General features: G+C 68.8%; 11 protein-coding genes and 1 other RNA gene. 7 read left to right on the forward strand and 5 right to left on the reverse strand.

From position 1 onward, the window contains the following. The first annotated feature begins 53 nt into the window (after positions 1 to 53). From ribH to EX88_RS25850, 4 genes are all read left to right on the forward strand, one after another. Positions 54 to 521: a 6,7-dimethyl-8-ribityllumazine synthase gene (ribH, locus tag EX88_RS0108545; protein ID WP_031371581.1), complete on the forward strand. Its 468-nt coding sequence runs from the start codon at positions 54 to 56 to the stop codon at positions 519 to 521. Then, complete coding sequence (gene nusB, locus EX88_RS0108550; protein WP_031371582.1) at positions 518 to 979, forward strand: transcription antitermination factor NusB; 462 nt, start codon at positions 518 to 520, stop codon at positions 977 to 979. The genes ribH and nusB overlap by 4 nt, the downstream gene beginning before the upstream one ends. Positions 980 to 1,045: 66 nt before the next feature. After that, positions 1,046 to 2,080 carry a thiamine-phosphate kinase gene (gene thiL, locus EX88_RS0108555; RefSeq protein WP_031371583.1) on the forward strand — a complete coding sequence of 345 codons (1,035 nt, stop codon included), beginning with the start codon at positions 1,046 to 1,048 and terminating at the stop codon, positions 2,078 to 2,080. A 151-nt stretch (positions 2,081 to 2,231) separates the two neighbouring features. Beyond that, a complete protein-coding gene (locus EX88_RS25850) occupies positions 2,232 to 3,518 on the forward strand; it encodes a collagen-like protein (protein WP_051884757.1) in 1,287 nt (428 codons plus the stop codon). A 78-nt stretch (positions 3,519 to 3,596) separates the two neighbouring features. Here the strand turns inward: EX88_RS25850 and EX88_RS0108565 are convergent, their stop codons facing one another. From EX88_RS0108565 to EX88_RS0108580, 4 genes are read right to left on the reverse strand one after another with little or no spacing between them, the layout of a single operon-like run. Beyond that, a complete protein-coding gene (locus tag EX88_RS0108565) occupies positions 3,597 to 4,982 on the reverse strand; it encodes an FAD-binding oxidoreductase (RefSeq protein ID WP_031371585.1) in 1,386 nt (461 codons plus the stop codon). Next, positions 4,979 to 5,521 (reverse strand): metal-dependent hydrolase, encoded by a 543-nt coding sequence (locus EX88_RS0108570; RefSeq protein ID WP_031371586.1) that lies wholly within the window; start codon positions 5,519 to 5,521, stop codon positions 4,979 to 4,981. Before EX88_RS0108570 ends, EX88_RS0108565 begins: the two co-directional genes overlap by 4 nt. 12 nt (positions 5,522 to 5,533) lie before the next feature. Then, on the reverse strand, positions 5,534 to 5,947 hold the full coding sequence (locus EX88_RS0108575) for a YraN family protein (RefSeq protein WP_031371587.1): 414 nt from the start codon (positions 5,945 to 5,947) through the stop codon (positions 5,534 to 5,536). Then, a complete protein-coding gene (locus EX88_RS0108580; protein ID WP_235186221.1) occupies positions 5,931 to 7,286 on the reverse strand; it encodes a penicillin-binding protein activator in 1,356 nt (451 codons plus the stop codon). Before EX88_RS0108580 ends, EX88_RS0108575 begins: the two co-directional genes overlap by 17 nt. A gap of 111 nt (positions 7,287 to 7,397) precedes the next feature. On the opposite strand from EX88_RS0108580, the gene rsmI reads away from it, so the two are divergent. Further along, positions 7,398 to 8,225 carry a 16S rRNA (cytidine(1402)-2'-O)-methyltransferase gene (gene rsmI, locus EX88_RS0108585; protein ID WP_031371589.1) on the forward strand — a complete coding sequence of 276 codons (828 nt, stop codon included), beginning with the start codon at positions 7,398 to 7,400 and terminating at the stop codon, positions 8,223 to 8,225. Here rsmI and EX88_RS0108590 read toward each other — a convergent pair. Next, on the reverse strand, positions 8,222 to 8,575 hold the full coding sequence (locus tag EX88_RS0108590) for a hypothetical protein (protein WP_031371590.1): 354 nt from the start codon (positions 8,573 to 8,575) through the stop codon (positions 8,222 to 8,224). The genes rsmI and EX88_RS0108590 overlap by 4 nt on opposite strands. Positions 8,576 to 8,669: 94 nt before the next feature. Here EX88_RS0108590 and rnpB point away from each other — a divergent pair. Together rnpB and mraZ are read left to right on the forward strand one after the other, a co-directional pair. Beyond that, positions 8,670 to 9,029: RNase P RNA component class A (rnpB, locus tag EX88_RS24435), an RNA gene on the forward strand. Positions 9,030 to 9,888: 859 nt separating this feature from the next. Then, positions 9,889 to 10,335, forward strand: coding sequence for a division/cell wall cluster transcriptional repressor MraZ (gene mraZ, locus EX88_RS0108595; protein ID WP_031371591.1), 447 nt, complete (start codon positions 9,889 to 9,891; stop codon positions 10,333 to 10,335). Positions 10,336 to 10,341: the final 6 nt, after the last annotated feature.

A 10,341-nucleotide genomic window follows, 5' to 3' on the forward strand; every position in this document is an offset into this window, starting at 1 on the left:
ACCGGCGGCCCCCAGCCGTTAAACTACCCCTTTCGTCCAGCCGATTTCCCCTCATGCCCCATTACGAAGGCGACCTGCGCAGCCCCGAGGGCGCGCGCTACGCCATCATCGCCAGCCGCTGGAACCCGCGCATCACCGACACCCTGGTCGCCGGCGCCCGCAAGACCTTCGCCGAGCACGGCGTCGCCGAGGACGCCATCGACGTGGTCCGCGTCCCCGGCGCCTGGGAATTGCCGGTGGTCGCCGCCCGCTTGGCCGTCGCCGGCCGGCACGCCGCCGTGGTCGCGCTCGGCTGCGTCGTGCGCGGCGATACCCGTCACTACGAACAAGTCGCCGACGGTTGTTCCGACGGCCTGATGCGCGTGTCGCTCGACTACGGCCTGCCGATCGCCAATGGCGTGCTGGCGGTCGAACGTCACGAGGATGCCGAGGCCCGCGCCGGCGGCAATCACGGCAACAAGGGCGAGGAAGCGGCGCTGGCCGCCCTCGAAATGAGCCATCTGCTGGGGCAATTGCCATGAACCGCCGTCGTCAGGATGGAATAGATCCGGTCGCGCGTTCGCGCGCCCGCCGCCGCGCCTTGCAGGCCGTGTACGCCTGGCAGCTGTCGGGTTCCCGGGTCAACGACGTGATCGGCCAGTTCGCCCACGAGCAGGCCCACGAAGTCGCCGACCTCGATTACTTCGAGGACCTGGTGCGCGGCGTCGACAAGCACCAGGAGGAGTTGGACGTCGCCCTGGCGCCGTTCCTCGACCGCGATGTCGAACAGGTCGACCCGATCGAGCGCGCCGCGCTGCGCATCGCTGCTTACGAGCTGCGCCATCGTCTCGATGTGCCGTACCGCGTGGTGATCAACGAGGCGATCGAAACGGTCAAGCGCTTCGGCGCCGAGCACGGCCACACCTACGTCAACGGCGTGCTCGATCATGCCGCCGCCGATTGGCGCGCGACCGAATTCGGGGCGTCGAAGAAGCGCTGATTCCGCACCCATCCGGGCGTCGCCCAGGCGACGCCCGCGCCCGGACGAGAGCGCGATGAGACCGCGATGAGCGCAGCCGAGTTCGACCTGATCGCCCGCATTCGCGCCCGCATCGGCGCCGGCCAGGCGCCGCGCGACGATGTGGTGCTGGGCATCGGCGACGATGCCGCCTTGTTGCAGCCGCCTGCCGGCCAACAATTGGTCGTCGCTACCGATACCCTCAACCGTGGCGTGCATTTCGCCGACGATGCGGCGCCGGCCGGCATCGGCTGGAAGTCGCTGGCGGTGAATCTGTCCGACCTCGCCGCGATGGGCGCGAGCCCGGCCTGGTGCACCTTGTCGCTGTCCTTGCCGGCCGAGCCCGGCTTCGCGACGGAGGCCTTCGTCGATGGTTTTCTCGATGGCTTCGTCGAACTCGCCGCCCGACACCGGGTCGCCCTGGTCGGCGGCGACACTACCCGCGGCCCCTTGTCGGTGTGCGTGACCGTGCTCGGTTTCGTCGAGCCCGGCGCGGCTTTGCGCCGCGATGGTGCGCAGGCCGGCGACGAGGTCTGGGTCACCGGCACGCTCGGCGATGCCGCCGCGGCGCTGGCCTTGGCCGGCATCGCGCCGTACTGCGAATACGAAGTGCGCCGCAACGACGGCGACGCGCACACCGATGCCGAGCGATTGTTCGAACGCCTGCACAGGCCCACACCGCGGGTGAGCGCAGGCCGTGCCTTGTGCGGCCTGGCCCATGCCGGTATCGATGTTTCCGACGGTTTGCTCGCCGACCTCGGCCATGTTTGCGCGGCGTCCGGCGTGGACGCTTGCATCGACGCCGATGCGTTGCCGGTGTCGCGCGCTTTGGCCGCGGCCTGCGCCGGCGACGCCCGCAGGGCCTTGCAACTGAGCGGCGGCGACGATTACGAGCTGTGTTTCACCGCGCCGCCGGCTCGACGCGCGGCGATAGAACAGGCCTTGAGCCGGGTCGATTCGGCGGCGCGGGTGATCGGCCGGATCGAAGCGCGGCAAGCGGGTGCGGAGTGCGCGGTGCGTGTGCACACGAGCGATGGCTCGGTGTGGACACCGGCCCGGAAGGGATACCAACACTTCGCTTGATCGTTCTTCGTTTTTGCGCCGCAGCCGCTGCGCGCCGGGCTGATCATGAGGCGAGTGTGTGACATCGCTCAGGTCGCATTACTAAAAAGTTCAGACCCGCTTAATCGCCCGAGTGCGAGGGTGGCGCACCTTCTCAACCGAGCCTTCGCTCATGCGCCACTCCGCTCCGGAACGCGATCTGCTCACCCTGGAATCGGAGCGAACCGGCGGTGTCGCGACCGGCTTCAATATCGCGTTGGCCCTGGCGATCGGCGCCGTGGCGAGCGGCTGCGGCGCGGTACGTTCGATCGCCGGCATCAACACGATCCAGTTGCAGGACGCCCAGGTCAGCGCGATGGAAACCGACATCGGCCCCGGCGTGAGCACGATCTGCCCGCGCCAGCCGGTGCAGATGCACGTGGCCGTCACCGCACGGCTGGCGCGCGAGCCGGCGCCGGCCGGTTACGAAACCTGGCATGGCGGCACCGGTACCCGCCGCAACGGCATGTTGGATTTCCGCAACTTCGCTTTCTCGAGCGCGCATGGCCGGTTCGACGAGATGGGGTGGTTCACGCCCAATCCCGACGTGCTGGCGAGCGTGGACAGCGGTTTCGCGATATCCACGCGATTGCTGCATCCGCGGGCGCAATTGGCGCAGTCGCGGCATTACCTCGCCGACTACGGTTGCATCGTCAGCGTCGGCACGCCCGGTGGACCGGGTGAGCGAGGTCGCGACGGCAGCAGCGGTTCCGACGGTCGCGACGGCCGCAGCGGCGTCGATGGAGAGCACGGCGATCATGCTCGCGACGGCGACGATGGCGAACGCGGCGGTCCGGGCTACGAGGGACCGCAACTGCGCATGTACGCCACCTACGTGAGCACGCGCTCGCATCCGAAGTTGATCGCCGTGCGGGTGACCGGCGATTTCGACGACTTCGTGCTGGCGCCTGCCGACCGTCCGCTGACCTTGGTTGCGGCCGGCGGCCTCGGTGGCGCAGGTGGAAACGGCGGCAGTGGCGGTCGCGGCGGCGATGGCGGCCGGGGCGAAGGCGCGCGGGAGCAAAGCGAGAAGCGCCGCTTCGGTAACAACGGCAACGGCGGTTCCGGTGGCGATGGCGGCGACGGTGGCGACGGTGGCGATGGCGCACCCGGCGGCATCGGAGGAAGCGGCGGCCGGATCGAGCTGACCTACGATCGGCGTTATCCCGAGCTGGCGCAGTGGCTGCGGTTCGATGTCGCGGGCGGCCCGGGTGGCGAGGGCGGCCGCAGCGGCAGCGCCGGCAGCCAGGGCAGCGGCGGCAGCAGCGGGGCCGGCGGCAGTAGCGGGAGGACCGGCCGCAATGGGTTCTCCGGCCGTTCCGGCCCGGTCGGCGCGCCCGGCAGGCCAGGACAGGTCGAGGCGAATGCAGGCGAGGTCGGCGCGTATTTCAGCGGCTTGCCCGGAGTGCGCAGGCTGTAAGCGGCGAGGCGTGAGCCTCAAGCGCGCCGTCGGCAGTCAATCGACGAAATCTCGCGGCCGCACGCCTTAGCCGCAGCGCTATGCGTCGGGCAGCAGCTTGCCCGGATTAAGGATGCCGTCGGGGTCGAACACGCTTTTCAACTGACGCATCAGTGCCAACGTGGCCGCATCGACGGCCTGCGGCATGAACTCGCGTTTGGCCAGGCCGATGCCGTGCTCGCCGGACAAGGTGCCGCCGAGCGCCAGGGCGAGCGCGAACACCCGCGACATCGCCGCGTGGGCACGCTCGTTCTGCGCATCGTCGGCAGGGTCGTAGAGCAGGTTGACGTGCAGGTTGCCGTTGCCGGCATGGCCGAAGCAGACGATCGGCAGATCGAACTCGCGCGCCAGCGCCTGCACACCGTCGACCAGCTCGGGGATGCGCGACACCGGCACCACCACGTCTTCGTTGATCTTGCCCGGTGCCAGCGTGCGCAGCGACGGCGACAGCGCCTTGCGCGCGGCCCAGAGTTTTTCGCGCGCGGCTTCGTCGCTGGCGTCGTCGAGCGAGATCAGGCCCTCGCCCTGCGCCGCGCGTTTCAAGGCGGCGATCGAATGCGGCAGGGTCTGCGCGTCGCCGTCGGCTTCGATCATCAGCAAGGCGCCGGCCTGCGCGGGCAGATCGGCGCCGCCGACGTCGCGTGCCAGTTGCACCGCACGCGCGTCCATGAATTCGAGCATCGACGGAGTGACCGGCTGCGCCATCAGCCGCGCCACCGCTTGCGCCGCCGCCGAGACGTCGCGGTAGATCGCGCGCAAGGCCGCGCGCGCCGGCGCCGCCGGGGTCAGGCGCAAGCTCGCCTCGACGATCAAGGCCAGGGTGCCTTCGCTGCCGACCAGCAGGCGATGCAGGTCGTAGCCGGTGGAGCCCTTGGTGGTCGCAGTGCCGCAGACGATCAGTTCGCCGGCGCCGGTCACCGCGGTCACCGCGAGCACGTTGTCGCGGCTGGCGCCGTACTTCACCGCGCGCGGCCCGCCGGCATTGCAGGCCAGGTTGCCGCCGACCGTGCTGAAGGCGGCGCTGGTCGGGTCCGGCGGCCAGAACAGGTCGTGCGACTTCAGCGCGGCCTGCAGATCGCCGTTGAGCACGCCGGGCTCGACGATCGCGCAGCGGTCGCCCGGACGGATCTCGAGGATGCGGTTCATGCGCTCGAACGAGACCACCACGCCGCCGGCGACCGGCACCGAGGCGCCGGTGGTGTTGGTGCCGCGCCCGCGCGCGATCACCGGCACGCGGTGGCGACGGCAGGCGCGCACCAACGCGAGCACCTGTTCGCGCGTGCGCGGCAGCGCCACCGCATCGGGCATGGCGTGGCGGCGCGAGTTGTCGTAGGCGTAAGCGAGGCGTTCGCCGGGATCGGTCAACCAGGCTTCGCCGAGCAGGCCCGACAACTCGTGTTGCAGTTCGTCGGGCAGGGCGGTCATTGCGCGCGTTCCGAACGCGGCAACCACTGCCGCATCGTCGCGCCGAGCAGGCCGACCGCGAGCGCGGGCAGGGCGATCCAGCGCGCTTCCGACCACAGTACTTCGAGGCCGCGCGCGCTGAAGAAGCGTGCGCCGATCGGCGAGACCTCGATCGGCCGCCACGGCGCGAAGATGCGTTGGTCCGACCAGGGCCAGTACAGGGCGACGCCGAGGCCGCCGTCGGTCAGCGCATCCAACAACGGATGCGAGACGGTGCAGACGAACAACCACGCGGCCGCGGTCCATGGCGGCGCACGCAACCAACGCGCGGCGAGCGCACCGAGCGCGGCGATCAGCATGGCGAACGCGAAGGAATGACTGGCGCCGCGATGGCCGAAGTCGTCGGCATAGGCGATGCCGAGCTTGAAGGCGACCACGTCGGCGTCCGGCAACATCGCCGCGAGCGCGCCGGCGACCAGCAGGCGGCGGTCGATTACCCGCGACCCGAGCGCCCAACCCAGGGCGAGCGGTACCACGGCATGGGTCATCACGGTCGGCATCGGGCAGTCGTCTCAGAGATCGTCGGCGCGGAAGGCGTCGCGCAACCAGTTCAGGCGCGGCGCGGCGGGATCGCCGTCGGCCTCGACCACGTCGAAGCGGCAGGCGCCGTCGGCGAGGCGGGGATGGGCGGCGAGGAAACTCTGCGCCGCCAACACCAGCTTGCGGCGCTTGCGGGCGTCGACCGAGGCCGCGCCGCCGCCGTAGCGGTCGTCGCGGCGGTAACGCACTTCGACGAACACCAGCACGGCGCCGTCGAGCATCACCAGGTCGAGTTCGCCGAAACGGTAGTTGGCGTTCGCCGCGACTTCGCGCAGGCCGGCGGCGAGCAGATGCGCCCGCGCGGCGGCTTCGACCGCGGCGCCGCGCGCGCGCCGGTCCGACGCCGGCGGCGTCGGGCCTGGGGTGCGATCAGCGGCGCGAGGCATCCGCCAGCGGCACCGCGACGCCGCTGCTGAAGGTCGACCACGCCGGCGTGCGCAGCACGGTGCCGAAGCCGTCGATGCGCAGCACGCCGGTGGCGCCGGAAACGAACGCGTCCGAGCGGGTGGCCAGGCGTTCGAGGTAGGCCGACAGCAACCAGGCGTCGTAACCGAAGGCGAACAGGCGCGCGCCTGGACCGCGCGCGGTCGGCAGGGTCGCGGCGGCGCCGACGGCCGGCGGCAAGCCGCGCACGCCGCCGCTGGTCCAGGACTCGGACGGGAAGGCGATGCCGTCGAGGACGCGGTCCTGCTCCGGCTTGCCGGTGCCCGACAGCAGTTGCGAGGTAGCCACCCGCGGCTTGTCGGCCAAGCCGACCAGGGCGAGCTTCGGAATCAGGGTGCGTGCGGCGCTGCCCTTGGTCGCCAGGAACACGGCATCGACGCCGCCTTCCTTGGCCACGAACGGCGCCAGGTCGGCGGTGCCTTCGCCGACGGTGTCGGTGACCTGGGCGCCGCGTGCGGCCAGGCGTTCCTTGAGTGCGGCGATCGCGCGGCGCTGGCCTTCGTCGCCGCCGCCGATGGCGAGCACGCGCACGACCTTGCGCTCGAGCAGGTAGTCGGCCGCGGCGATGCCTTCGTCCTCGGGCGTCAGCGAGAAGCTGACGTTGCCGCTGGGCGGAGCGACGTTGCCGCGATTGAGCGCGAGCACCGGCACCGGCAGGACGGTCTTGCTGAACAGGGCGCTGACCTCGTCGCGGCCGAGCGGGCCGATCACGAAGTCGTTGCCCGCGGCCGCGGCCTTGTCGTAGGCGGCCAGAGTGCCGCCGGCGGTGCCGGAGGTGTCGTAGAAGACGATTTCGGGGCGACGACGGCTTTCGCCGTAATAGCCGGCGAGCAGACCGTCGCGCACCGGCGCCGAAGCGGTCGCCAGTGCACCGGTCAGCGGCAGCAACACCGCGAGCTTGACCGGCGGACGGTAGCCGTCGCTTTCGGCCGGCGGACGCTGGCCGGCGCCGCTGAAGCTCCAGTTCGAGGTCTGGTCGAACGGGCGCGGCAAGGGCAGGCCGCGCTGCATCAGCTGGCGGCCGAGGTAGTTGTAGAGCGGATCGCCGACCGGCACGGCATCGGCTTCGCGCGCCAGGGCGGCGTTGTCGAGTTGCGATAGCAGGCGTTCGATCTGTTGTTCGTTCTCGGTCCGCGCCGCGCCGCTGAGGCTGGCGTTATTGCGGGCGAGGTGGGCCGCCTGGGCGATCAGCGGATTGGCCGCGTTGATCGCCGCGACCGGACGGGTTTCGACCGTGGCGCAGCCGCCGAGCAGGGCGGTTGCGGCCAGAAGGCTGAACATCCATGTCATCGCGGGCCGGTTTTTCTTTTGATTCATCGGCTTGCATCCGCCGTCCAGCGGCGTTCCTGTGGGACCGGTTAGGATTCTACCCGCCCTTACCGTAACCGTACGATGCAGACCTCCGGCACCCTTCATATTGTGGCAACTCCGATCGGCAACCTCGGCGATTTGTCGCCGCGTGCGCTCGACACCTTGCGCACGGTCGCGGCGATCTGCGCCGAGGACACGCGCCACACCCGTCAGTTGTTGGCGCATTTCGGCCTGGAACGGCCGTTATTGGCGCTGCATCAGCACAACGAGGAACAGCAGGCGGCGCAGTTGGTGGCGCGCTTGCAGGCCGGCGATTCGCTGGCCTTGGTGTCCGATGCGGGCACCCCGTTGGTCAGCGACCCGGGCTTCCGCCTGGTGCGCGCGGCGCGCGCAGCCGGCATCCGCGTCTCGCCGGTACCCGGCGCCTGCGCCGCCATCGCCGCGCTCAGCGTCGCCGGCCTGGCCTCGGATCGGTTCAGTTTCGAAGGTTTCCTGCCGGCCAAGGGTGCGGCCCGGCGCGAACGCCTGACCCGGCTCGCCGCCGAACCGCAGACCTTGTTGTTCTACGAATCCTCGCATCGCATCGAGGAAACGCTCGACGACATGGTCAACGTGTTCGGCTTCGAGCGGCCGGCGGTGCTGGCGCGTGAGTTGACCAAGTTGTTCGAGACCGTGCTCGACGGCTCGCTCGGCGAACTGGCCGCGCGGGTCAAGGCCGACCCGAACCAGCGCAAGGGCGAGTTCGTGGTGATGGTTGAGGGCGCCGGCGACGATGCCGACGCCAAGGTGGTCGAAGGTTTGCGCCTGTACGCCAAACTGAAAGAGCACCTGCCGCCGTCGACGGCGGCGAAAGTGGCCGCGGAACTCAGCGGCGCGCCGCGCAAAGCCCTGTACGGCAGCGGCGACTAAGGCGCCGCTGTGTCTGGCGACGCCGCGCGCTGACGTTCGAGCGCGGCCACCAGTGCATTCATCAGCTCCGGGCCGGCCCGCACCTGGAAGTTCCAGATGTCTTCCGAGACGAAGATCGGCTGGCCGTTGAGCTGCAGGACGTGTTCGCCGCCGTCGATGCCGAAGCAGCGCTCCAACTCGGCTTCGGTTTCACGAATCGAGCGATAGGCCGGCCAGAAGGCCGAGCGCAGTTCGCTTTCGCTCCATGCGGGCAGACGCTCGGCCAAATCCTCAGCGCCGGTCAGCCCATGGCGGCGCAGCATGCCCAATGGATACAGCGGGTAATGATCTTCGGGGTCGTCGCTTTGCATGAGGGCGGCCGATCCTTGCCGTGGGATGACGTGGTTTCCGCCAATTTAACCGCGCGCCGGCGATTCGGCCCGGCGCGTGCGACAATGCCGGTGCGGAGTCGGCCAGGCAGTCGCGTCATCGGATCGTAAGATCCGGTGCCGAGGAAAGTCCGGGCTCCACAGGGCACGGTGCCAGGTAACGCCTGGGCGGCGCAAGCCGACGGAAAGTGCAACAGAGAGTAGACCGCCGAACGGCCCGCAAGGGTGCGTGGTAAGGGTGAAACGGTGCGGTAAGAGCGCACCGCGAGTCTGGCAACAGACCGGCACGGCAAACCCCACCGGGAGCAAAACCAAATAGGGAGACTATGTCGCGGCCCGCGATGTCTCCGGGTAGGTTGCTTGAGCGTAACGGCGACGTTGCGCCTAGAGGAATGACTGTCCACGACAGAACCCGGCTTATCGGCCGGCTTCGCGCTTTTCCAGGCTGCGCCTGGAAAACCCTAAAATTTGCAGGGCAAATTTTGGGCCTCCGCTATGCATCTCCAAATCCCCGCCCCTTCGGGGCGGCGTTCTCCGGGCTACGCCCTGTGAACCCCAAAATTTGCGTTGCAAATTTCGGGCCCCGCTATGTGCACCCAAATCCCCGCGCCTTCGGGGCGCCCCCTTTACTAAAGGGGGTTCTCGGTAACGAGGGTGGACGGGCGTTGTTGCGTCGCTTCAATGCTGCGGCTTGGCTCCCTCTCCCGTGTGCGGGAGAGGGCTGGGGTGAGGGTGGGCGTGCCTCGGATTCGGCTATTGCCCTGCGGACCTTGCTCTTCGGGGCCTGGTGCAGGGGCCTGACGGATGGGCAGGTGGAGGGCCTGGGCGGCCCGTCTCGGCGCGATCGTCTCGCTGATTTGCGGGGGCAGGCGGGTGCCGGAATGCGGCAGCCATTGGCTGTCCATTCGCTTGTGGATGTTCCGATAGTTGCCGCTGATCGTGCACGCAAATCCGACCTTCTGCGCTGATCGGCGCAGCTTGCTGCTTCGCAACAGGACTTTAACAACTGTGACGGCCATCGCGTGAGGGTCACTTTGTGACGTGCTGAGTCTCAAAATGTGAGACGAAACAAAGGTTAGTGGATAAGTCTTGAATAAGACTCTGAAGTCCGCCGCAAGCCATTGATGTGCTTGGTGAAATTTGCCCCGGAAAGTTGTTGACAACCTTGTGCACCCTGCTAATGTGGACATCCGAGGGAAAACCTGGGTTTTTGTGGGTTTTCGAGGCCAGCCGTCCAACCGGGCGAATGAACGAGGTGACCCGTCCGGTAGAGACGGGAACCGCAAAGGTGCGCAATGTTCCAGGGCGAAACCGCCATCACGATCGATGACAAGGGACGGCTGGCGGTACCTACCGCCTACCGCGACGTCGTCGCGCGTGAATGCGACAACCGCCTGGTCATCACCTACAACCCGTTCGAGTCGGGCTCTCTCTATCTGTATCCGCTGTCGATCTGGGAACGCGTCCGCGACCAGGTCAACAAGCTGCCCAAGGCCAAGAAGGTCAACCGCAACATGCAGCTCAAGCTGGTCGGCGCGGCCGCGTTCGTCGAACTCGACGGCAACGGCCGTATCACCCTGCCGGGCAGCCATCGCGCCGCGGTCGGCATCGAGAAGAAAGCCGTCTTGCTGGGCATGGGCGACAAATTCGAGTTATGGAGCGAGCAGGCGCATCACGCGCAGATCCGTCAGACGATCACCGACGACGATCTGAGCGACGAGCTGCTCGACCTGCAGCTATGACGGGCG

It is taken from the genome of Lysobacter antibioticus (assembly GCF_000731095.1).
GTDB lineage: Bacteria > Pseudomonadota > Gammaproteobacteria > Xanthomonadales > Xanthomonadaceae > Lysobacter > Lysobacter antibioticus_B.